Consider the following 22,673-nt stretch of genomic DNA (forward strand, 5'->3'; position numbering starts at 1 on the left):
CCTCCCTCGATGATCAGTCGAGAACTATCGCTCCTGACGGAGCGTTAGTCGAGATACAAGGAGCTGCCGAAGGCTGCGATCTTTTGATCTTGTTTCTGAAAATCAAAATCAAAAGATCGCAGCCTTCGGCAGCTCCTACCCTGGATTGGCGTGCATCCAGAGATTTGCGCCGCGCCTACAGAACGTATTCCCAAGCGCAACGGTCGTAGCTACATCGCCCCCCACCGGTTGCCACGCCATGACCACCCCCACCAGCGAAAAGACCCCCGACCTCTCGGCCAAGGAGCAGCACGAAGTCGAGAAGAGCCAGCCGCCGCGCGCGGCCGTTCTGCATGAAATCATCCGCACCCAGGGCGACCAGGAACTGGAGCGCAGCATTGCCGCGCTGTGGTGGTCTGCGCTGGCGGCAGGATTGACCATGGGCCTGTCCCTGATGGGCATGGGCCTGCTCAATTCGCGCCTGCCCGACGGCGACGAATTCAAGGTGATCGCCAGTTTCGGCTACTGCGCCGGTTTCCTCGCGGTGATCCTTGCCCGCCAGCAGCTGTTCACCGAGAACACCTTGACCGCCGTGCTGCCGGTGATGACCAAGCCGACGCTGAAGAATTTTCTGCGACTGATCCGTCTGTGGACAGTGGTACTGGTCGGCAACCTCTGCGGGACGATTCTGGTCGCCTACGTGATGCTGGAACTGCCGATTTTCGACAGCAAGACCGACGTCGCCTTCCTCGAGATCGGCCGCAAGGTCATGGAGCACAGCGCCAGTCAGATGTTCGCCAAGGGCATCGTCTCCGGCTGGATGATCGCCACCATGGTCTGGATGATCCCCTCCATGGAGAGCGCGAAGATGTGGATCATCATCCTCATCACCTACTTCATGGCGCTGGGCGACTTCACCCATATCGTCGTCGGATCGGCGGAAGTGTCCTATCTGGTGTTTGCCGGCGAGTTGCCGTGGAGTGATTTCTGGGCGGTGTTCGCCGCGCCGACGCTGGCGGGAAATATCATCGGCGGCAGCTTTATCTTCGCGCTGATCAGCCATGCGCAGATTCGCAGCGAAAGCGGTGCGCCGAAGGAGCCTGCGGATCAGGCTGTTAAGCCCGATCCGCAGTCGATCAAGAAATGATCAATGGTGAGCTGGCTCAGCCACGCTCGCCGGCTCGTTGCGCGTCGCGTGCTTGACCAGTTTGCCGATGGTCAGGCCCTGCAGCAGGATCGACGACAGCACGACGATGTAGGTGATGCTCAGCAGCAGATCGCGCTCCGGGCCCAGCGGCAGCGCCAGCGCCAGTGCCACCGAAACACCGCCGCGCAAACCGCCCCAAGTGAGGATGCGGATGGTGCCGGCCGGCACTGAGCGCCAGCGCCGCAGCAGCAGGATCGCCGGCGCCACGGTAAGCAGGCGCGACAACAGAATCGCCACCGCCAGCAGACCTGCGGCGGCCATGTGCAGCCAGTTGAACGGCAGCAGCAACAACTCCATGCCGATCAGCGCAAACAGCAGCGCGTTGAGCATGTCATCGAGCAATTCCCAGAAGCCGTCCAGATAACGGCGGGTCATGTCGTTCATCGCCAGATTGCGCCCGAGGTTGCCGATGATCAGACCGGCCACCACCATCGCAATCGGCGCCGAGACGTGCAACTCGGTGGACATCGCCGAGCCACCGATCACCAGGGCCAGGGTCAGCATCACGGTGATCTGATGCTGCTCGACGCTTTTGATCATCCGATAGACCAGATAACCGATCAGTCCGCCGAACAACACACCACCGATCGCCTCATGGACGAAGAGCATGGCCGTGGCGCTGACGGTCGGGGTTTCGCCCAGTTGCGCGATGCCCAGCAGCACGGTGAAGACCACCACCGCCGTGCCGTCGTTGAACAGTGATTCGCCGACGATGGTGGTTTTCAGTGGCTTCGAAGCGTTGGCGGTACGCAACACGCCGAGTACCGCAATCGGGTCGGTCGGTGAGATCAGCGCGCCGAACAACAGGCAGTAGAGGAAACTCACGTGCCAGCCGAACAGGGCAAAAATGTAGAAGGCCAGGCTGCCGATCACCACGGTGGCGATCAACACGCCGAAGGTCGCCAGCAGGCCGATCGGCCAGCGGTAGCTACGCAAATCATTGAGGTTGACGTGCAGGGCGCCGGCGAACAGCAGGAACGAGAGCATCCAGTTCATCAGCAGATCGCCGAAATCGATCTGGCCGATCAGTTGCTGCACGCGATCTTCGAGGCCGGGAAAGCCGAGGACGCTGAGGCCTTGCAGGAGCAATGAGAACAGCAGGGCGGTAACCATCACGCCGATGGTCGGCGGCAGGCCGATAAAGCGGAAATTGACGAAGGTCAGGAGAGTGGTGAGGCAGATGAAAGCGGCGACAAGTTCAAGCATCCGGGGTCCTTTGGATGAAGGGTGAATGGAGCGCGACCGGAGGTTGGACGCAGGGGTTTGATGGGGCGGGGTTGGCTGAGGGCACATTCGAATGGCGCGTCATGCTCAACAACAACCCCCTCACCCCAGCCCTCTCCCGAGGGAGAGGGAGCTGACCGAGGTGTCTGGCGAGGTACATCGACCTGGACGATCGGGTCGATTATGGATTCAGCAATGCACGTTCAAGTCGGCGTGGGTATCGAGCATCCCCCGATCAGTCCCCTCTCCCTTCGGGAGAGGGCTAGGGTGAGGGCTCTATCTGACACACCACGATCAGCCAGTCACATTGACCGCACTCGCCTGCCGACGTTGCAGGTAAATGAACAACAGCGCCGTCAGCACCGTCAGCACGCCGACCAGCGCCCCGGTCCACGGCAGATCCGCCAGATCCGCGCCGCTGGCCACCACCAGCCCGCCAATCCAGGCACCTGCTGCGTTGCCCAGATTGAACGCGCTCTGGTTCAGCGTCGAACCGAGGTTCGGCGCTTCATGCGCCTGATCGATGATCAGCAGCTGCAGAATCGGGCACAGCGCAAAGGCGAAAATCCCCCATAGCACCAGGGTGATCGCCGCCGGAATCACCGCACGGCTGGTCTGGCTGAACGCCGCCAGAATCACCACAACTGCCAGTGCCACGCCGACCAGTGACGGCAGCAAGCGGCTATCGGCCAGACGCCCGCCGAGCATGCTGCCCGCTGTCAGGCCGACGCCGAACAACAGCAGCATCACCGTCACGCCGTGGGGGCTGACGCCAGTGATGTCTTGCAGGATCGGTGCGATATACGTGAACACGCTGAACAGGCTGGTCGAGGCCAGCACGCTCATGCCCAGCGCCAACAAGACGTTGGCCTTGCCCAGCACTTTGAATTCGCTGGCGAGATTGGCCTTGTCCATCGCGATGTGTTTGGGCAACCACAACCATTGCGCCAACGCCGCCACAATGCCAATCACCGACACCGCCCAGAAGGTCGAGCGCCAGCCAGCGTATTGGCCCAGCGCTGTGCCGAGTGGCACGCCGAGCACGTTGGCCAGGGTCAGGCCGGTGAACATCATGGCAATGGCTTGCGCGCGTTTGTTCGGCGCAACCAGGCCGGCCGCAACCACCGAGCCAATGCCGAAAAACGCGCCATGACACAGCGCCGTGACCACGCGCGCCGCCATCAGCGTCGCGTAGTTCGGCGCGAGCGCGCAGAGCACGTTGCCGAGGATGAACATCAGCGTCATGCCCAGCAGTGTCGCTTTGCGCGGCATATTGGCGGTGCCGATCGCCAGGATCGGTGCGCCGAACACCACGCCCAGGGCGTAACCGGTGATCAGCAGCCCGGCATGAGGAATGCTCACCGCCAGATCGCGGGCAACGTCGGGCAGCAGGCCCATGATGACGAATTCGGTGGTGCCGATGCCGAATGCGGCAACGGCGAGTGCAAGTAAAGCGAGGGGCATGCGCAAGGTCTCTGTCGGTAGTCTTGACGCTTTGATCAGGCATACGCGTGCCAGCGACCGTTTTCGAGGAAAGCGGAGCAGGCAGCTTTTATTGGAGTTTTTTGGTGTGCAGCTGAGTACGGCGTGGTGGGTTGCAGTATAAACAGCTGCTGACACATGGCGAATCAATAATCTGACTAATCGACGGCTCACTGGAATTGCCGTGTTATATCCAGCTGAAAGAACCTTTCGGCCGGGCGCTGCTCTTAGCCTGTGGGCAGGTGCTGATCGGCATGCTGGTGATGAAGTTCTGACCGCTCGCCAATTTCTCCAATCGAAAAAAGGACGACGTTATGACAGTGGCTCTGTGGTGTGTGTTGATCGCGATTTTCCTGCCGTACGTGTGCACGATCGTGGCGAAGGCCACCGGCGGTTTCCGCCTCAAGGACAATTACGATCCACGGGACTTTCTCGACAGCGTCGATGGCGTCGCCCGTCGCGCCCACGCCGCGCAACTGAACAGCTTTGAAGTAACGCCCGCGTTTGCCGCTGCGGTGATCGTTGCGCATCTGGTCGGCACTGCGGAGCTGGTGACGGTCAATGTGCTGGCCGTGCTGTTTATCACCAGCCGCCTGCTGTACATCATTTGCTATCTGGCTGACTGGGCTGCACTGCGTTCGGTGGTGTGGTTTATCGGGATGGGGCTGATTGCTTCGTTTTTCTTTGTGTCCATCTGAAAGCAGGCTCAAAAGATCGCAGCCTGCGGCAGCTCCTACAGAGGAATGCATACTCCTGTAGGAGCTGCCGAAGGCTGCGATCTTTTGCCTTTAGGGTTTGTCAGCCACCTGCGGCACTTGCGGCAACTCTTTTCCTTTAGGCCAGAGCATCCAGATCTGCCCCTGCTGTTTCATGTCCCCGGCCAGTTGCCCGGCCGCATCACCCGTGCCCCAGAACAGATCCGCGCGCACCTCGCCGGCAATCGCGCCGCCGGTGTCCTGCGCCGCGACCGGGCGCACCAGTGGGGTGCCATCCGGTTTGGTGGTCGACAGCCATAACAGACTGCCCAACGGAATCACCTTGCGATCCACCGCCGCGCTGTAGCCGGCGGTCAGCGGCACGTTCAGCGAGCCGCGTGGGCCTTCGTTGCTGTCCGGGTTGCGGGTGAAGAACACGTAGCTCGGGTTGCTGGCCAGCAGTTCCGGAATGCGCATCGGGTTGGCCTTGGCCCAGTTGCTGATCGCGGTCATGGTCACGTCTTCTTTCTTCAGCTCGCCTTGCTCGACCAGCCAGCGACCGATCGGCCGGTACGGGTGGCCGTTCTGATCGGCGTAGGCGATGCGCAACTGTTTGCCGTCCTCGGTCTGGATCCGGCCCGAGCCCTGGATCTGCAGAAATTGCAGATTCATCGGATCAGTCAGATACGCGACCACTGGCGCTTTCACGCCTTTGGATTCAATGGTCGCCGCGTCGTCGTAAGGCTTGAGCACGCGACCTTCGAGGCGGCCGCGCAGGCGCTTGCCTTTCAATTCCGGGTAGATGCTGTCGAGCGAGACGATGATCATGTCTTCCGGCACGCCGTACACCGGCACGTTCGCCGTTGCGGTGGGCGTCAGGCTGCCGGGGTACACCGGTTCGTAGTAGCCAGTGATCAGACCGTTGGGGTTGTCGTTCTCGGCGCGCAGGCCGTAGACATCGAGATTCTGCTTGAGGAATGCACGAATCTCGGCGGCGCTTTGCGGCACATTCACCGCCGCAGCGCAGGTCGGCCCCCAGACTGCGTCGGCTTTGAGTCGTGTGCAGGCGCTGCGCCACGAGCCGAAACCGGCGACCAGATCGCTGTCGGAGACAGCGGGCAAGGCTTCCCAGGTCGCGCTGGAATAGGTGGCCAGCGCATGGGTTTTCGGTTTGGCGCTGTCACCGCCAGTGCAACCGGCAAGGATGGCCAGAATCGGGAGGGTGACGATAAGCGGGTGACGCCAGGCCGTGAAGCGGCTGTTCATGGAGTGATTCCTGTGCCGGTTGGCCGAGAGCTCCATGCGCTCGAGCAACCCGTATTTTTAATAGGGCTATTGGTGTTTGGCGGTGAGCCGAGGATACTGGCCGCCGATTTCCGCGACCTGAAGCCATCATGACTCTGAAACCAATTGCTGTTGTATTGCTGGCCTGTCTGACCTTGTCCGCCTGTGGCGGCGTCGACCCGAATTCGCCGCTGGGCCAGCGCAAGGCCATCTTCAAGCAGATGCTCAAGACCAGCGAAGACCTCGGCGGCATGTTGCGCGGGCGCATTGCCTTCGACGGACCGAAATTTGCCGAGGGCGCGGTCAGACTTGATGCGTTGGCCCATGAACCGTGGAAGCATTTTCCGCAGGTGCGCGAGGAAGATCACACCAGCGCCAAGGATGATGTCTGGCAGAAACAGGCGCGTTTTCAGCAACTGGCCCGCGCCCTCGAAGCGGCTACCGGTGAACTGGTGGTCGCCAGTCAGGTTCAGCCGTACAAGGCCAGCAATCTCGGACCGGCAGTGCAGAAAGTCGAGGATGCCTGCAGTGCTTGCCATAAAGAGTTTCGCGATCATTGATTCCTGAGGCTGCTGAGTACCTTGTGGCGAGGGGATTTATCCCCGATGGGCTGCGAAGCAGCCCCAAAACCATATAACCGAGTTTTTTCAGTCGGACCCGATCAGTCGAATTTGCGACGGCTTCGCCGCCGGACGGGGATAAATCCCCTCACCACAGGGCTTGGGTTACTTATCGATCTCGTCCAGCGCTTCCTGCAGTTCCTTGCGCGACTCGGCGAGCTTTTCCTTGCGTTTGTTGATCTTCTCCGGATCGCCCTTCTTCATGGCCTTGTCGAGATCCGCCTGACGCTGGCTCACCTCATGCTTGGCCTCAAGCACCTTGTTTTCACGTTCTTTTTTCAGCCCGGCGTCGGTGCAATGTTCGTTCACTTCACGCAGTGCTGTTTCCAGGCCTGCCTGCTGCTCCATGTTGCCGCGCGACTTGGCCTGTTCGATCTGATTGATGATGCCCTGCTTCTTGGCAGCGCAACCGGTCAGGCCCGGGCCGTCTTCTTCGGCCATGACCGGGGCGGCCATGACGCCGCAAAGAGTAAGCAGGGCGAGCGGTGCGAGAAATTTCATAAAAGCTCCATGTGCAAAGGCAATCGGGGTGGGAGGGCACTGCGCTGTTGGAGCGTCTGGCCGGCCGTTGGGTTCCCGCCGGGCGGGGATTGCAGGTTCAGAAGCCGTCGATTCCGGCGGCTTTCAGGGTGTCACTCAAAGCCAGTACCTGCGGGTCGCGAAAGAATGCGCTCAGTTGCGCCGCGCGTCCCGGGCCGATACCGGCTTCTGCCTGCCATTGTTCAGTGTCGCGTTGTGCCAGGGCCTGCCACGAATCGTCCAGTTGTGCCTGTCCGGCCGGCGGCATGCCCAGCGCTTTCAACCATCGAGCGAACGGCTGTTGCCGCGCGCCCTGAAAACTGTCGATCAGCCGTGCGCTGCTGCGCTCGCCGAGGCCGGCAATGTTAGCAAGCTCTGACGCATCGAGGGTCAGCCAATCCAGCAGGTGTTTCAGACGGCCTGTTTCCAAAAGTTTCTCCCAGGTGCCGCGACCGACATGCTGCATGGCCAGGCCCTGCTTGTCACTGAGCCAGGTCAGACGCGCGAGAAACTGGCTTTCACACCCCGGCGTCGGTTGCCAGCAGCTCAGGGCGTGGTAGTCGCCAGCATCGGGGATGTTGATGTCCGCCCGTTCGTTGGTGCGCAGCACGACACTGTCGAGGCGCGGAATGGTCAGCCCGGCCAGAGTGATTGCCACCTGATCGCCGGGACGGATGTCGAGGGTTTGCCAGCGCTTGAGTGAGCTGACGCTGACCCGTTTGATTTCGCGGTCATCGAGTCTGACCGGCAGCAGTTCCAGCACCGGCGTGATCCGCCCGGTGCGGCCGATCTTGAAATTGACCTTGCGCACTTCGGCCAATGCCTGGGCGAAAGGGTATTTCCAGGCGATCGCCCAATACGGCGCGCGAGCCTGCCAGCGTTCGGCGGGTGGCCGTTGGCTCTGGCGCAGCACCACGCCGTCGCTGGCAAAGGGCAGTGGCGAGCGATACCAGTGCTCGCGCCATTTTTGCGCGTCTTCGAATCGGGTGACGGGCTGGGTATAGGGCTCGGTTGTGGCGAACCCCAATGTCTGAAGTTCGGACAATCTTTCCGGCAGCCGCACAGGACCTTGCGGCCAGTCCCAGACAAACAGGCCGATCCCGGCGGCCTGTTCGGCATCGAGGGATTTGCGCCCCATCAGCCCGGCGACGGTGGCGCGGGCATTGACGCTGCCGGACTGTGATTGAACATGTGCATTCAGACGCCAATAGAGTTCGCCCTGTACCAGCAGATCCCGTGGCTGCCTCAACCGTTGCGGAATGGCTGCAATCCTGCGCGCGGAGGCGGTCCAGTCCTGGCCGTTGACCCCGTCACCGCGACTGATCGCCTGCTGCAATATCCCCTGGCGGTAGATCAGCGTGACAGCCACGCCGTCGACCTTGGGCTGCACCCAGACGTTCTGGCGATCACGCAACCAGTGGGCGACGTCTTCGGCTTTGTGCAGCTTGTCCAGACCGGTGTGGGCGATGGGGTGGGTGACCGGGCCGGACGCGGTGTGCAACGGCTGCGGGGATGAGGGTTGGTTGAAACAGGCTTGCCATTCTTTCAGCCGCAGTCGGGACTGGTCATAGAGTTCGTCGCTGATCAATGAACGGCCTTCGCGGTGATAGGCGTCGTCCCATTGGTCGATCCGGTTTTGCAAGCTGGTGATTTCGCGTTGGGCTTGGGAAAGATCCCAGTTCGGACAGTTGGCTTGGCTGACAAGGGTGATGAGTGCCAGCAGGAAAGCCAGCAACAGGCGCAGCGTGAAGAGCATCGTTGAGCGTCCTTGCTCGGGGGTAATATTTGAAGGGTAGGTGAGGATTCGAAATGCGTTACCGGGGGTGTTTTTCGAGGTGTTTCCGGATTCTGAATTGACGTTGCATGGGCGGGCGCCTTCGCGAGCAGGCTCGCTCCCACAGGGATCTCAAAAATCTGTCAGGCATGAAAAAGCCCCACACGGCGCGAACCGTGCGGGGCTTTCTAGCAGCCAGGGAATTACAGGCCAGCGGCGGAACGCAGGGCGTCGGCGCGGTCGGTTTTTTCCCAGGTGAACGTGGTGAAGCTGTCTTCGCCAACGGTCTTGGTCTGCGGCGCACGACCGAAGTGGCCGTAGGCTGCGGTTTCCTGGTACATCGGGTGCAGCAGGTCGAGCATGGTGGTGATCGCGTATGGACGCAGGTCGAACACTTCACGCACCAGTTTGATGATCTTGTCATCGCTGATCTTGCCGGTGCCGAAGGTGTTCAGCGAGATCGAGGTAGGCTGGGCCACACCGATCGCGTAGGACACCTGGATCTCGCAACGCTCGGCCAGGCCGGCCGCAACGATGTTCTTGGCTACGTAACGGCCAGCGTAGGCAGCCGAACGGTCAACCTTCGATGGATCCTTGCCGGAGAACGCGCCGCCGCCGTGACGGGCCATGCCGCCGTAGCTGTCGACGATGATCTTGCGGCCGGTCAGACCGCAGTCACCTACCGGGCCGCCAATGATGAACTGGCCGGTCGGGTTGATGTGGAACTGGGTGTCCTTGCTCAGCAGTTCGGCAGGCAGTACGTGCTTGACGATCAGCTCCATCACGCCTTCGCGCAGGTCTTTGTACGACACTTCCGGGTTGTGCTGGGTCGACAGAACAACAGCGTCGATACCGACAACCTTGCCGCCTTCGTAACGGCAGGTCACTTGCGACTTGGCGTCCGGACGCAGCCACGGCAGCAGGCCCGACTTGCGTGCTTCAGCCTGACGCTGCACCAGCTGGTGCGAGAAGGTGATCGGTGCTGGCATCAAAACGTCGGTTTCGTTGCTGGCGTAACCGAACATCAGGCCCTGGTCGCCGGCGCCCTGATCTTCAGGCTTGGCGCGGTCGACACCCTGGTTGATGTCAGGGGACTGCTTGCCGATGATGTTCATCACGCCGCAGGTCGCGCCGTCGAAGCCGACTTCGGAGCTGGTGTAGCCAATGTCGCAAATCACGTCACGAACGATCTGCTCCAGGTCGACCCAGGCGCTGGTGGTCACTTCACCGGCAACGATGGCTACGCCGGTCTTGACCAGGGTTTCCACAGCCACGCGAGCGTGTTTGTCCTGGGCAATAATGGCGTCCAGCACCGCATCGGAAATCTGGTCGGCGATTTTGTCCGGATGTCCTTCAGACACGGACTCGGAGGTGAAGAGGGAGTATTCGCTCATCTCGATGTTTTCCTGAATTTACCGATGGTGAGTGTCGCCAGCCGGTCGCTGAAAGTGGCGAACCTGGATCTGGAAACCATTACGTAAGCCTACATAGAGGCTTTCCCCGGGAACGAGTCCCGCAGCGGTGGCCCAACGGGCCAGATCGTCCTGTTCAAACCCCAACCAGAGATCACCGCAGGCCTCCCTGGCCCAACTCTGGTTGTGGCTACATAACTCTGTCACGAGCAGGCTACCGCCCGGTTGCAGCAGATCGGCCATGTGCCTGAGCGCATCGGCCGGAGCGGCGAAATGGTGCAGGACCATGTTCAACACCACGCAATCGGCTTGAAGGCTTGTGCCGTTCAATGCATCGGCCAATTGCAGGCTGACGTTAGCCAGCTGTTCACGTTCACACACCTGACGCGCCAGTTCGAGCATCGCCGGGCTGTTGTCCAGCGCGGTTACGGTGCCGAAACGACGGGCCAGTTCCGGCAGAAAAGCACCATCGCCGGGGCCGACTTCAATGGCCGTGGCTGCACCATCGAAGTTCAGTTTGTCGAGCAGGGCCAGCACGCTGTCACGGTACTGCGGCAGGCCTGCGATCAAATCTTGCTGGGCACGGAATTTCTCCGCGACCCGGGCGAAAAAATCCCGGCTGGCGGCGGCACGCTGACCATGAACCTGCTCGATGCGTGCTTGCACTTCATCGGGCAGATCCAGATTGTCGACTTCTTCCAGCAATGCCGCGTGCAGCTTGCCGCCGAGCAATTCGCTGTGGGGCAGGGCACGACGATAGAAAATCGCGTTGCCCTCACGGCGTGTCGCCACCAGATCGGCTTGCGCCAGCACCTTGAGGTGGTGGCTCATGCCCGACTGGCCGATGCCGAAAATCTGCGCCAGCTCCAGCACGCCAAACGAATCGTTGGCCAGCGCGCGCAATACATTCAGCCGCAGCGGATCGCCGCCGGCCTTGCACAGGGCCGCCAGCTCGTCGCAATCGTCATGGCGAATGGAAGGCACGCGTAAGTTCATAGGGCTGGCAGTCTAGAGACGGGGGCAATGCACCGCAAGGTCAATATCAAAAAGTTTTGATATTGCTCGATAAATGGCACTTCTCGGCGGACGGCAGTCTCTACAAACGAATAGCGGAAAGGTTTCACCAAGCGAAACCTGTGCTATCGATTGGAAAAACGCCTGCCGATGACTATCTGTCATTGCCCCGAGGCGCATGGGTGAGGGAAAATGCCCTCCTTTTTTCCGTTTCAGTCTATTCACACCCAGGAGATCAGCGATGCCTAGCCGTCGTGAGCGTGCCAACGCCATTCGTGCCCTCAGCATGGATGCCGTGCAAAAAGCCAACAGCGGCCATCCCGGTGCCCCTATGGGTATGGCAGATATTGCCGAAGTGCTGTGGCGCGACTACCTCAAGCACAACCCGAGCAACCCGTCGTTCGCCGACCGTGACCGCTTCGTGCTGTCCAACGGCCACGGCTCGATGTTGATCTACTCGCTGCTGCACCTGACCGGCTACGACCTGTCCATCGACGACCTCAAGCAGTTCCGTCAACTGCACAGCCGCACTCCAGGCCACCCGGAATTCGGTTACACCCCAGGCGTCGAGACCACCACCGGCCCGCTGGGTCAGGGTCTGGCCAACGCCGTCGGTTTCGCTCTGGCTGAAAAAGTCATGGGCGCGCAGTTCAACCGTCCCGGCCACAACATCGTTGACCACCACACCTACGTGTTCCTCGGTGATGGCTGCATGATGGAAGGCATTTCCCACGAGGTCGCCTCCCTGGCCGGCACGCTGGGCCTGGGCAAGCTGATTGCCTTCTACGATGACAACGGCATTTCCATCGACGGTGAAGTCGAAGGCTGGTTCACCGATGACACGCCGAAGCGTTTCGAAGCCTACAACTGGCAGGTGATCCGCAACGTCGACGGCCATGATCCGGAAGAGATCAAGACCGCCATCGAAACCGCACGCAAGAGCGCTCAACCGACGCTGATCTGCTGCAAGACCACCATCGGTTTCGGTTCGCCGAACAAGCAGGGCAAGGAAGATTGCCACGGCGCCCCATTGGGTGACGCAGAAATCGCCCTGACCCGTCAGGCATTGAACTGGAACTACGGCCCGTTCGAAATCCCGGCCGAGATCTATGCCGAGTGGGACGCCAAAGAAGCTGGCCGCGCGGTCGAAGCCGAGTGGGACCAGCGTTTCGCCGCCTACTCCGCTGCGTTCCCGACTGAAGCCAACGAGCTGATCCGTCGTCTGAGCGGCGAACTGCCGGCCGACTTCTCGGAAAAAGCCTCGGCTTACATCGCCGAAGTCGCCGCCAAGGGCGAAACCATCGCCAGCCGCAAAGCCAGCCAGAACACCCTCAACGCGTTCGGCCCGCTGCTGCCGGAAATGCTCGGCGGTTCGGCTGACCTCGCCGGCTCCAACCTGACCCTGTGGAAAGGCTGCAAAGGCGTCAGCGCTGAAGATGCCAGCGGCAACTACATGTACTACGGCGTGCGCGAGTTCGGCATGACCGCGATCATGAACGGCGTCGCCCTGCACGGCGGTCTGGTGCCTTACGGCGCGACCTTCCTGATGTTCATGGAATACGCACGCAACGCCGTACGTATGTCGGCTTTGATGAAGAAGCGCGTGATTCACGTGTACACCCACGACTCCATCGGTCTGGGCGAGGACGGCCCGACGCACCAGCCAATCGAGCAATTGACCAGCCTGCGCAGCACGCCGAACCTCGATACCTGGCGTCCAGCCGATGCCGTGGAATCGGCAGTGGCCTGGAAAAACGCTCTGGAGCGCAAGGACGGCCCGTCGGCGCTGATCTTCTCGCGGCAGAACCTGCAGCACCAGGAACGCGATGCTGGCCAGATTGCCAACATCAGCCGTGGTGGTTATGTGCTCAAGGACTGCGCAGGCGAGCCTGAGCTGATCCTGATCGCCACCGGTTCGGAAGTCGGTCTGGCCGTGCAAGCCTTCGACAAACTGACCGAGCAGGGCCGCAAGGTTCGAGTGGTCTCGATGCCTTGCACCAGTGCGTTCGATGCTCAGGATGCGGAGTACAAGCAGTCGGTTCTGCCGTTGCAGGTCAGCGCGCGTATCGCCATCGAAGCGGCCCACGCCGATTTCTGGTTCAAGTACGTGGGTCTGGAAGGTCGTGTGATCGGCATGACCACCTACGGTGAGTCGGCGCCGGCTTCGGCATTGTTCGAAGAGTTCGGTTTTACCCTGGAAAACATCCTCGGTCAGGCTGAAGAGCTGCTGGAAGACTAAGCAGTACGAATGCGGTGGCCCTGGCCGCCGCGTTCCCCTGTAGGAGCTGCCGAAGGCTGCGATCTTTTGATCTTGATCTTAAAAACAAGATCAAAAGATCGCAGCCTCGTTTCACTCGTCAGCTCCTACATGGGGTTGTGTTGTTAGCGAATCTATCGAGAACCCCATGCCTCAACCGCGTCCCTACAAAGTTGCACTCAACGGCTACGGCCGCATTGGTCGTTGCGTCTTGCGGGCGTTGTTCGAGCGCGGCGCTAAGGCCGGGTTTGAAATTGTCGCGATCAACGATCTGGCCGACATGGCCAGCATCGAATACCTGACACGCTTCGACTCCACCCACGGCCGCTTTCCCGGCGAAGTGCGGGTTGAAGGCGATTGTCTGCATATCAATGGCGACTGCGTGAAGGTCCTGCGCAGTGCCACCCCTGAAGGCATCGATTGGGCGTCGCTGCGCGTCGATCTGGTGCTTGAGTGCTCCGGCGCTTACCACACCCGTGCCGATGGCCAGCGTTTTCTCGACGCCGGCGCACCGCGCGTGCTGTTTTCGCAGCCGATGGCCAGCGAAGCGGATGTCGACGCCACCATCGTCTACGGCGTCAATCAGGACTGCCTGACCGGCGACGAACTGCTGGTGTCCAACGCTTCCTGCACCACCAACTGCGGCGTGCCGCTGCTGCGTCTGCTCGATCAGGCGATCGGTCTGGATTACGTGTCGATCACCACCATTCACTCGGCGATGAACGATCAGCCAGTGATCGACGCCTATCACCACGAAGACCTGCGCCGCACGCGTTCGGCGTTCCAGTCGGTGATCCCGGTGTCCACTGGTCTGGCGCGCGGTATCGAGCGCCTGCTGCCGGAACTTGCCGGGCGAATTCAGGCCAAAGCCGTGCGCGTGCCGACAGTCAACGTGTCCTGCCTCGACATCACGATGCAGACCGCCACCGCGACTGACGCCAGTGAGGTCAACCGGATCCTGCGCGAAGCCGCCACCAGCGGCCCGCTCAAAGGCCTTTTGGCCTACACCGAGTTGCCGCACGCCAGCTGTGATTTCAACCATGACCCACATTCGGCCATCGTCGATGCCAGCCAGACCCGAGTTTCCGGCCCCAAACTGGTGAACATCCTGGCCTGGTTCGACAACGAATGGGGTTTTGCCAACCGAATGCTGGACGTAGCAGACCACTATCTGCAAACAGCAACTTCAAAAAAACCGTAGGAAGTGCGACCCATGACCGTGTTGAAGATGTCCGACCTCGATCTGCAAGGTAAGCGCGTATTGATCCGCGAAGACCTCAACGTCCCCGTCAAGGACGGTGTTGTCACCAGCGACGCGCGCATCCTGGCTTCGCTGCCGACCATCAAGCTGGCCCTGGAAAAAGGCGCGGCAGTGATGGTCTGCTCGCACCTGGGCCGTCCTACCGAAGGCGAATTCTCCGCCGAAAACAGCCTGAAACCTGTCGCCGATTACCTGAGCAAAGCGCTTGGCCGTGAAGTGCCGCTGGTGGCTGACTACCTCGGTGGCGTTGAGGTCAAGGCTGGCGACGTCGTGCTGTTTGAAAACGTACGCTTCAACAAGGGCGAGAAGAAGAACGCCGACGACCTGGCGCAGCAATACGCGGCCCTCTGCGACGTGTTCGTGATGGACGCCTTCGGTACTGCTCACCGCGCCGAGGGTTCGACCCATGGTGTAGCCAAGTTCGCCAAAGTCGCTGCCGCCGGCCCGTTGCTGGCCGCTGAGCTGGATGCACTGGGCAAAGCCCTCGGCGCGCCGGCCAAGCCAATGGCAGCCATCGTTGCCGGCTCCAAGGTGTCGACCAAACTCGACGTGCTGAACAGCCTGAGCCAGATCTGCGATCAACTGATCGTCGGCGGCGGCATCGCCAACACCTTCCTCGCGGCGGCTGGTCACCCGGTCGGCAAGTCGCTGTACGAACCGGACCTGCTCGACACCGCGCGTGAAATCGCTGCCAAAGTCAGCGTACCGTTGCCGGTTGACGTTGTGGTCGCCAAGGAATTTGCCGAAAGCGCTGAAGCGACCGTCAAGCTGATCGCTGACGTGGCGGCTGACGACATGATTCTCGACATCGGTCCGCAAACTGCAGCCAATTTCGCCGAGCTGCTGAAGTCGTCGAAAACCATTCTGTGGAACGGCCCGGTTGGTGTGTTCGAGTTCGATCAGTTCGGCAACGGCACCAAAGTGCTGGCCCAGGCTATCGCCGAAAGCTCGGCATTCTCCATCGCGGGCGGTGGCGACACCCTGGCGGCGATCGATAAATATGGCGTGGCTGAGCAGATCTCCTACATTTCCACCGGTGGTGGCGCGTTCCTCGAATTCGTCGAGGGCAAGGTGCTGCCTGCCGTTGAAGTCCTGGAAAGCCGGGCCAAGGCCTGAGGCCGCCCGTTTGGCCAGGCAAAGGAGTGTTCACATGGTCAAGTCGTTAGCGCTGTTGTTGCTGACCGGTACGCTGGCGGCCTGCGGGAGCACCCCGAAGGCTGACGCGACGCCAGCACCGAGCGAGCCGCAGAAGGGCTGTTATCAGGCCGACTGGCAGGCCGAAACCAACCCGGTGCTGAACAAGCGCTCGGGGCCGGACGGCCTGGACAAATACGAGACGCAAACCCCGGTCAAGGAACATGGTTGTCCTTGACGGGTCTGACTCTTTAACTCAGGGCTGGCGGCATGCGTCGTCAGTCGAGGAACACGGATGAAAGGCTTGATCGCCGTTGCGGCGTTGGCATTGTTGGGTGGTTGCGCGCAGTTGAACCTGTTTCAGTCGTCGGCCCCGGCAGACAACTGGACGACCTGGACCTGCGACAGTCAGGCCAAGGTGTTGTGGCGTTACGCCGATGCCGGCCAGAAGGAAGTCGACGTTCGCCTCGGCGGCGGTGATCAGGTCTATCGCCTGAAAGAAGAGCCGGGCGCCTCGGGCACGCTGTACAGCGACGGCATGCTGGCGTTTCACGTCAAGGGTGACGAAGGCCTGGTGTACTGGGTCGCCACCAATGACCTGATTGGCCGTGGTTGCAAGGCGCAGTAATTGACACACCACAGTTCTACTGTGGGAGCGAGCCTGCTCGCGAAAGCGGCCTGGCAGGCACTGCATCAGCGACTGCAAGATTGCTTTCGCGAGCAGGCTCGCTCCCACAGGGGATCTGTGTAGTTCTTGGAATTTGCTTTACCGAATCACCAGGTCGGGCCTCAACCCCCGATCTGCATTAACTTGAATAGCCGCCGCCGCTTCGGCAGGCTGGCACGATCAACGACCCTCAACCGGGAGAGACACACACAATGGCACTTATCAGCATGCGCCAGATGCTGGACCACGCAGCCGAGTTCGGCTACGGCGTTCCAGCCTTCAACGTCAACAACCTTGAGCAGATGCGCGCCATCATGGAAGCCGCTGACAAGACTGACTCCCCGGTGATCGTCCAGGCTTCGGCCGGCGCCCGCAAATACGCCGGCGCACCGTTCCTGCGTCACTTGATCCTGGCCGCGATCGAAGAATTCCCGCACATCCCGGTGTGCATGCACCAGGACCATGGCACCAGCCCTGACGTTTGCCAGCGCTCGATTCAACTGGGCTTCAGCTCGGTGATGATGGACGGCTCGCTGGGCGAAGACGGCAAGACCCCGACCGACTACGACTACAACGTCCGCGTTACCCAACAAACCGTAGCCATGGCCCACGCCTGCGGCGTCTCGGTTGAAGGCGAGCTGGGCTGCCTGGGTTCGCTGGAAACCGGCATGGCCGGTGAAGAAGATGGCATCGGCGCTGAAGGCGTTCTGGATCACAGCCAGATGCTGACCGACCCGGAAGAAGCCGCTGACTTCGTCAAGCGCACCCAGGTCGACGCCCTGGCCATCGCCATCGGCACCAGCCACGGCGCCTACAAGTTCACCAAGCCACCCACCGGCGACGTGCTGGCGATCGACCGCATCAAGGAAATCCACAAGCGCATCCCGAATACCCACCTGGTGATGCACGGTTCGTCTTCGGTTCCGCAAGAGTGGCTGGCGATCATCAACCAGTACGGCGGCGATATCAAAGAAACCTACGGCGTCCCGGTTGAAGAAATCGTCGAAGGCATCAAGCACGGCGTGCGCAAGGTCAACATCGACACCGACCTGCGCCTGGCCTCCACTGGCGCCATGCGTCGCCTGATGGCCACCAACCCGAGCGAATTCGACCCACGTAAATTCTTCGGCGCCACCGTGACCGCAATGCGCGATGTATGTATCGCACGTTATGAAGCGTTCGGTACTGCCGGTAATGCTTCGAAGATCAAACCGATCTCGCTGGAAGCGATGTACCAGCGTTATCTGAAGGGTGAGTTGAACGCCAAGGTCAACTGAGCCTGAGGGTTGAGCTGATTAAAAAGAAACCCGCCGAGAGGCGGGTTTTTTGTGGGCAACTATTACGCCTGACGAAGTGATTTAAAGTAAGAGCAATTTATAATGCTTCGAAGATTCAGCAGATCTCGCTGGAGGCGATCTATCCGCGTCATCGGAAGGATGAGATAAACGTTGAGGTTAACTGATTTATCCAGTTTTACCGGTAATAAAAAAGTCAGCTTCTTGTGAATTTGATTCCGTATGTCTGGCCGACATTCGGCCCACCTGATTCAACTTTAACTGTACCTTCCAAGTAGCTGTCGGTCCCGTCAGACGATTTCATCTTGATCGAGAGAGAGCTTGGGCCATGGTTAAGCTCATCTCTTTTCGTGGCATCTGATTTCGCTTGAAGATTAAAAGACCTGGTGGGTTTTGTATAGGTGCCAGTGACGATGAAATCTAGTCCGCAATAGTCCATGTAGCCTTTGCTTATATTGCCGTTTTGCTGGCCTAGATCGTCAAATTTAAGTGTGGCGGCATGTTGCTCACTAGCGTTGAATACGAAGCCATTGTAAGTTTTCATGATGTTCACCTTCTGCATTCGAGTATTAAAGTCAAATAGGATGTCTCCTGTTGCGTTCATGAGATTAGGCAAGAAAGGCTTGCAGGTAACCTGATATAAATGACAGTTATTTATAATATTTAGCTATGGATGATGCGTGCGAACTTAATTTTTTGATCTGTGGGATGAGCCAGTGAAATAGTCTGCGGGGTTACTGGAGGAGTTCGATGTATCGGCGTGTCCCCTTTATCGGTCCCTTTGTCGATGAAGGTCATAGATGCTATTTAACATTATTCAATAGGTCTGGTGCATGCTGAGCCGTTGGACACCATAGAAAACGTAAAAGCAAAAATTCAAGATAAAGAGGGTATTTCACCCGATCAGCAACGCCTGATTTTTGCTGGCAAACAGCTCGACGATGGTCGAGCATTGTCTGACTACAAGAAAAAAAGGAGCAGTTCTTGACTTGGTCCTTAGATGGTAGAACGGTAATCACGGCTTCCGCTGTATTGTTTTTTGTGACCGCCGAGCTGTAGATCCGGTTATTGAACGTCCGGTGATGCGGAAAGGATTTTGAAGATCAATCCGATCTCGCTGAGGTGCGATCTTTCGATTTGTCTTTTCAGCATCCAAAACAATCAAAAGATCGTAGCCCGCAGTGGCTCTTACAGGAGGACGTAAGCTACTTGTCGTGATCAATATCCAGTTTGGTAAACGTCACCTGCCCACCCTCACTGGTATAGCCGGTGTTGTCCTGCACATACACGCCGGCCTTGAAGTACAGCGGCTTGTCGCGCCAGGTCGCGCTGATCTGGGAGTCCCACTGATAGCCCGCCGCACTCACGCCCAGGGCACCGCCGGGGCTCAAGTGGATGAGATAGTTGAATTCGCGATCAAGCTTGACGCCGGTGGCGAGGGTGATGACGCGGCTTTCGGCGTCGTCCGGGCGCATGCGCACTTTGATCACCAGATTGCCGGTCTGGGTTTTTTCCTTGTACTGGTATTCGAGCTTGACCATCGGCCGCTGGCTTTCGTACGCGTGAATCTGGCCGATGACGATCTTGCCCGAGCTCGGCACCTTGTTCACCGCGAGGGTGGCGCGCAGCAGGTTGTCGGCGTCCGGGTAGTACCAGTTGCGCAGGGTGCCGTTGCTGTAGGTTTCGCGCAGTTCGGTACGCGGGTAGATGGCGTTTTCGGTTTTCGAGCCAGTCACCGGGGACCAGAAGAACAGGGTGCCGGTGTCGGAATGGAAGTACTGATCCTTGAAGCCATCCACCAGTTTCGAGGTTTCGACGGTGTACGGCGGGCTGCCAACAGGAACGCTGAGGTTCCAGGTTGCGAGGTCGATCATGACGGTTCTTCCAATCAATTCATCCGGAACGCCGGTGCCAGAAGCTCTAGCCCGCGCGTTTTCGGGCGTCTTTATAAGCGTAGCGGCAATTTTTGTTAATGCCCGTCCGGCGATTACTTGACGTCAACATCCTGTCGAAATGCCATCTCGCCCGGTTCTCGGGGGCTGTAGCGGTGACCGTTAGTCGGCTAGGTTGAGCATTGTTTAAATGATGGCGGGATGACAGCTTCTGCTTTCACTGATCCGCGTCTAGAGTGAAGGCTCAGTACGTCTATGGTTTTGCCGGCAACCGGTCCCGATAAGAGAAGCAGCATGGAATGCGCGCAACCCCAGCCAGGTGAAGGCAGCTCGGTCCTTTTGATCGTCGATGATTACCCCGAAAATCTGATCAGCATGCGCGCGTTGCTGCAGCGTCAGGATTGGCACGTGATGACCGCCGCCTCTGGTTTCGAGGCGTTGAACCTTTTGCTCGAACACGACATCGACCTGGTCCTGCTCGATGTGCAGATGCCCGGCATGGACGGTTACGAGGTCGCGCGGCTGATGCGCGGCAGCCAGCGCACGCGGCTGACGCCGATCATTTTCCTCACCGCCAACGAGCAATCTCAGGACGCCGTGATCAAGGGCTATGCCAGCGGCGCGGTGGATTACCTGTTCAAGCCGTTCGATCCGCAAATCCTCAAGCCCAAGGTCCAGGCGTTGCTCGAGCACCAGCGCAATCGCCGTGCCTTGCAACGCCTGAGTCATGACCTGGAAGTGGCGCGCGCCTTTAATGCCTCAGTGCTGGACAACGCCGCCGAAGGCATTCTGGTGTTGAGCGAGGACGGTGTGATCCGCTTCGCCAACCCGGCGATTTCGCGGTTGCTCAATGCGCCGGTGAAGGATCTGCAAGGCAAGGAGTTTCTCGATTTCCTGCAGAAGCCACACATTCCCCTGTGGGCCGATTCCGAGTTCTACGCCGGTTACCAGCGCGGTGAAACCCTGCGCCTGCATGATGCGTTGCTGCGCACGGCGCCCGGGCAGCAAGTGCCGGTGGCATTGTCCTGTGCGCCGCTGTCCTCGGAGCAGCATGCGATGGTGGTGACGGTGCTGGACATGTCGGTGGTGCGTCACTTGCACCAGCAACTGGAATTCCAGGCGGTGACCGATCCGCTGACCGGGCTGCTCAACCGGCGCGGGTTCTACCAGACCGTCGAAAACCTGCTGTTGCGCGGCGAGCGCAGCGACAGCAGCTGGGTGCTGCTCTACCTCGATCTCGATGGCTTCAAGCGGGTCAATGATTCCCTCGGTCACGATGCCGGCGACCGCGTGTTGCGCTGGGTTTCCGAGCAATTGAAAGCGTGCCTGCGGCCGTTCGATATTCTCGCGCGCATGGGCGGCGATGAATTCACCGCGCTGCTGGATCTGGAATTCCCCGAGCAAGCGGCGAAGATTGCCGAAAAACTCATCGAACGGGTATCGGTGTGTCAGCAGATCGAAGGTCTGGATATCGTTCTTGGCGCCAGTATCGGCATCGCCACCTATCCTGACTGCGGGCGCAATCTGGACGGCTTGCTGCGCGCCTCGGACATCGCTATGTACGAGGCCAAGCGCGCCGGGCGTCAGCAATATCGTTTCTATGACCCTGAAATGAACGGCCGCGCACGCTCGCGTCTGATGCTGGAAGACAGCGTGCGTGAGGCCATCGAGAATCGCGATTTCAATCTGGTCTATCAGCCGCAGGTGGCGATCGGCAGCGGACAGATCCGTGGGTTCGAAGCGTTGCTGCGCTGGCAGCATCCAAGCGTCGGCGATGTGCCGCCGGGGTTGTTTCTGCCGTTGCTGGAAGAGGCGCGCTTGATCAGTCGCCTCGGCAGCTGGATCTATCACCGTGGCGCCGGTCAGCGCAAAGCCTGGGAAACCTTGTTCGCTGAAGATCTGGTGCTCGGCGTGAGCCTGAGCAATACCCAGTTCGGCCTGCCGAATCTGGTCACTGAATTGCGTCAAGTCATGGAACGCCATGCGCTGCAACCGCGGCAACTGGAAGTCGAAGTCACCGAAGAAGCGTTGATGCAAGACCCGGACGAAACCCGCAAGCAACTGCGGCTGCTGCGTCATCTCGGGGTGCGCGTGGCGCTGGATGATTTTGGTTCGGGGCCGTGTTCGCTGGCGCATCTGCGCGATCTGGAGCTGGACACGCTGAAGCTCGACCGCCACTTGATCGCGCGCCTGCCGGACTCGCCTCGTGATGCGGCGCTGGTGCGCATGGTCATCGACCTGTGCAAGCAATACGGTCTGCTGGTGATCGCCGAAGGAGTGGAAACCCCCGAGCAATATCAGTGGCTGCAAGCCCATGGCTGCGAATACGTGCAGGGCTTCCTCGTCGCGCGGCCGTTGATCGCCGAAGACGCGGTCAGCTTCGTCGAACCCTTTGACTGGAGCGCGCTGCCCGGTTGAATTCGCTACACTGGCGGACCTTTTTCGAACCGCGTCGCTCGTCCATGACTGTGTTGAAGTACCTCCAGGCCTACCCCGCGCAATTGCAGGATCAGGTGCGCCAACTGATTGCCGAAGGGCGTCTGGGTGAATACCTGAATCAGCGCTATTCAGGGCGACACGACGTGCAGAGCGACAAGGCCTTGTACAGCTACGCGCTGGATCTCAAGCAGCAGTACATGCGTAATGCGCCGGCGATCGACAAAGTGCTGTTCGACAACCGCCTCGACCTGACCCACCGCGCGCTCGGTCTGCACACCACGGTGTCACGGGTGCAGGGCGGCAAGCTCAAGGCCAACAAGGAAATCCGCATCGCCGCGCTGTTCAAGGACGCCGCGCCGGATTTTCTGAAGATGATCGTGGTGCACGAGCTGGCGCACTTCAAGGAATCGGATCACAACAAGGCGTTCTATAAACTGTGCGAGCACATGCTGCCGGGGTATCACCAGATCGAGTTCGATCTGCGTGTGTACCTGACGTGGCGGGATATGCAGGCTTGA

21 protein-coding genes are annotated in these 22,673 nt (G+C 60.0%); 12 read left to right on the top strand and 9 right to left on the bottom strand.

The window, feature by feature from the left end; genetic code table 11:
* Positions 1-238: 238 nt before the first annotated feature.
* Positions 239-1,126 carry a formate/nitrite transporter family protein gene (locus AB4N48_RS26480; protein WP_056786455.1) on the top strand — a complete coding sequence of 296 codons (888 nt, stop codon included), beginning with the start codon at positions 239-241 and terminating at the stop codon, positions 1,124-1,126.
* Here the strand turns inward: AB4N48_RS26480 and AB4N48_RS26485 are convergent, their stop codons facing one another.
* A complete protein-coding gene (locus tag AB4N48_RS26485) occupies positions 1,127-2,392 on the bottom strand; it encodes a cation:proton antiporter (RefSeq protein ID WP_024014630.1) in 1,266 nt (421 codons plus the stop codon). It lies immediately after the preceding gene.
* A 312-nt stretch (positions 2,393-2,704) separates the two neighbouring features.
* Positions 2,705-3,874, bottom strand: a complete 1,170-nt coding sequence (locus tag AB4N48_RS26490; RefSeq protein ID WP_150743445.1) for an MFS transporter — start codon at positions 3,872-3,874, stop codon at positions 2,705-2,707.
* A 332-nt stretch (positions 3,875-4,206) separates the two neighbouring features.
* On the opposite strand from AB4N48_RS26490, the gene AB4N48_RS26495 reads away from it, so the two are divergent.
* On the top strand, positions 4,207-4,590 hold the full coding sequence (locus tag AB4N48_RS26495) for an MAPEG family protein (RefSeq protein WP_024014628.1): 384 nt from the start codon (positions 4,207-4,209) through the stop codon (positions 4,588-4,590).
* A gap of 90 nt (positions 4,591-4,680) precedes the next feature.
* On the opposite strand, the gene mltA is transcribed toward AB4N48_RS26495, so the two are convergent.
* Complete coding sequence (gene mltA / locus AB4N48_RS26500; protein WP_460094550.1) at positions 4,681-5,853, bottom strand: murein transglycosylase A; 1,173 nt, start codon at positions 5,851-5,853, stop codon at positions 4,681-4,683.
* 128 nt (positions 5,854-5,981) lie between these two features.
* On the opposite strand from mltA, the gene AB4N48_RS26505 reads away from it, so the two are divergent.
* On the top strand, positions 5,982-6,431 hold the full coding sequence (locus AB4N48_RS26505) for a c-type cytochrome (RefSeq protein ID WP_095181353.1): 450 nt from the start codon (positions 5,982-5,984) through the stop codon (positions 6,429-6,431).
* A 165-nt stretch (positions 6,432-6,596) separates the two neighbouring features.
* Here AB4N48_RS26505 and AB4N48_RS26510 read toward each other — a convergent pair whose 3' ends face one another.
* The 4 genes from AB4N48_RS26510 to AB4N48_RS26525 form a co-directional block, all read right to left on the bottom strand.
* Positions 6,597-6,992: a DUF1090 domain-containing protein gene (locus AB4N48_RS26510; protein WP_016772779.1), complete on the bottom strand. Its 396-nt coding sequence runs from the start codon at positions 6,990-6,992 to the stop codon at positions 6,597-6,599.
* A gap of 97 nt (positions 6,993-7,089) precedes the next feature.
* Positions 7,090-8,766 carry an NAD-dependent DNA ligase LigB gene (gene ligB, locus AB4N48_RS26515; RefSeq protein WP_460094552.1) on the bottom strand — a complete coding sequence of 559 codons (1,677 nt, stop codon included), beginning with the start codon at positions 8,764-8,766 and terminating at the stop codon, positions 7,090-7,092.
* A 221-nt stretch (positions 8,767-8,987) separates the two neighbouring features.
* On the bottom strand, positions 8,988-10,178 hold the full coding sequence (gene metK / locus AB4N48_RS26520) for a methionine adenosyltransferase (protein ID WP_024014624.1): 1,191 nt from the start codon (positions 10,176-10,178) through the stop codon (positions 8,988-8,990).
* A gap of 18 nt (positions 10,179-10,196) precedes the next feature.
* The gene (locus AB4N48_RS26525) at positions 10,197-11,192 is read right to left on the bottom strand and encodes an ArsR/SmtB family transcription factor (protein WP_024014623.1); all 996 of its coding nucleotides are present in this window, start codon (positions 11,190-11,192) and stop codon (positions 10,197-10,199) included.
* A 259-nt stretch (positions 11,193-11,451) separates the two neighbouring features.
* On the opposite strand from AB4N48_RS26525, the gene tkt reads away from it, so the two are divergent.
* The 6 genes from tkt (at position 11,452) to fba (ending at position 17,806) form a co-directional block, all read left to right on the top strand.
* Complete coding sequence (tkt, locus tag AB4N48_RS26530; RefSeq protein WP_150743450.1) at positions 11,452-13,449, top strand: transketolase; 1,998 nt, start codon at positions 11,452-11,454, stop codon at positions 13,447-13,449.
* 166 nt (positions 13,450-13,615) lie between these two features.
* Positions 13,616-14,668 carry an erythrose-4-phosphate dehydrogenase gene (epd, locus tag AB4N48_RS26535; RefSeq protein ID WP_460094554.1) on the top strand — a complete coding sequence of 351 codons (1,053 nt, stop codon included), beginning with the start codon at positions 13,616-13,618 and terminating at the stop codon, positions 14,666-14,668.
* Between the two features lie 12 nt (positions 14,669-14,680).
* Positions 14,681-15,844, top strand: a complete 1,164-nt coding sequence (locus AB4N48_RS26540; protein WP_375122805.1) for a phosphoglycerate kinase — start codon at positions 14,681-14,683, stop codon at positions 15,842-15,844.
* Between the two features lie 34 nt (positions 15,845-15,878).
* Entirely contained in the window at positions 15,879-16,100 is a 222-nt protein-coding gene (locus AB4N48_RS26545) for a hypothetical protein (RefSeq protein ID WP_016772786.1), read from the top strand.
* Positions 16,101-16,157: 57 nt separating this feature from the next.
* Complete coding sequence (locus tag AB4N48_RS26550; RefSeq protein WP_064365344.1) at positions 16,158-16,490, top strand: MliC family protein; 333 nt, start codon at positions 16,158-16,160, stop codon at positions 16,488-16,490.
* A 251-nt stretch (positions 16,491-16,741) separates the two neighbouring features.
* Positions 16,742-17,806, top strand: a complete 1,065-nt coding sequence (fba, locus tag AB4N48_RS26555) for a class II fructose-bisphosphate aldolase (protein WP_008081027.1) — start codon at positions 16,742-16,744, stop codon at positions 17,804-17,806.
* Between the two features lie 214 nt (positions 17,807-18,020).
* Here fba and AB4N48_RS26560 read toward each other — a convergent pair whose 3' ends face one another.
* A complete protein-coding gene (locus AB4N48_RS26560; RefSeq protein ID WP_137214280.1) occupies positions 18,021-18,368 on the bottom strand; it encodes a hypothetical protein in 348 nt (115 codons plus the stop codon).
* Positions 18,369-18,653: 285 nt separating this feature from the next.
* Between AB4N48_RS26560 and AB4N48_RS26565 the strand changes: the two genes are divergently transcribed.
* Positions 18,654-18,812 carry a ubiquitin-like protein gene (locus AB4N48_RS26565; RefSeq protein ID WP_350571504.1) on the top strand — a complete coding sequence of 53 codons (159 nt, stop codon included), beginning with the start codon at positions 18,654-18,656 and terminating at the stop codon, positions 18,810-18,812.
* A gap of 217 nt (positions 18,813-19,029) precedes the next feature.
* Here AB4N48_RS26565 and AB4N48_RS26570 read toward each other — a convergent pair whose 3' ends face one another.
* Positions 19,030-19,698, bottom strand: a complete 669-nt coding sequence (locus AB4N48_RS26570; RefSeq protein WP_016772792.1) for a polysaccharide lyase family 7 protein — start codon at positions 19,696-19,698, stop codon at positions 19,030-19,032.
* Positions 19,699-20,010: 312 nt separating this feature from the next.
* On the opposite strand from AB4N48_RS26570, the gene AB4N48_RS26575 reads away from it, so the two are divergent.
* Positions 20,011-22,134 carry a putative bifunctional diguanylate cyclase/phosphodiesterase gene (locus tag AB4N48_RS26575; RefSeq protein WP_460094557.1) on the top strand — a complete coding sequence of 708 codons (2,124 nt, stop codon included), beginning with the start codon at positions 20,011-20,013 and terminating at the stop codon, positions 22,132-22,134.
* Between the two features lie 44 nt (positions 22,135-22,178).
* The gene (locus AB4N48_RS26580) at positions 22,179-22,673 is read left to right on the top strand and encodes a YgjP-like metallopeptidase domain-containing protein (RefSeq protein ID WP_038861199.1); all 495 of its coding nucleotides are present in this window, start codon (positions 22,179-22,181) and stop codon (positions 22,671-22,673) included.

It is taken from the genome of Pseudomonas sp. S2_C11 (assembly GCF_054668395.1).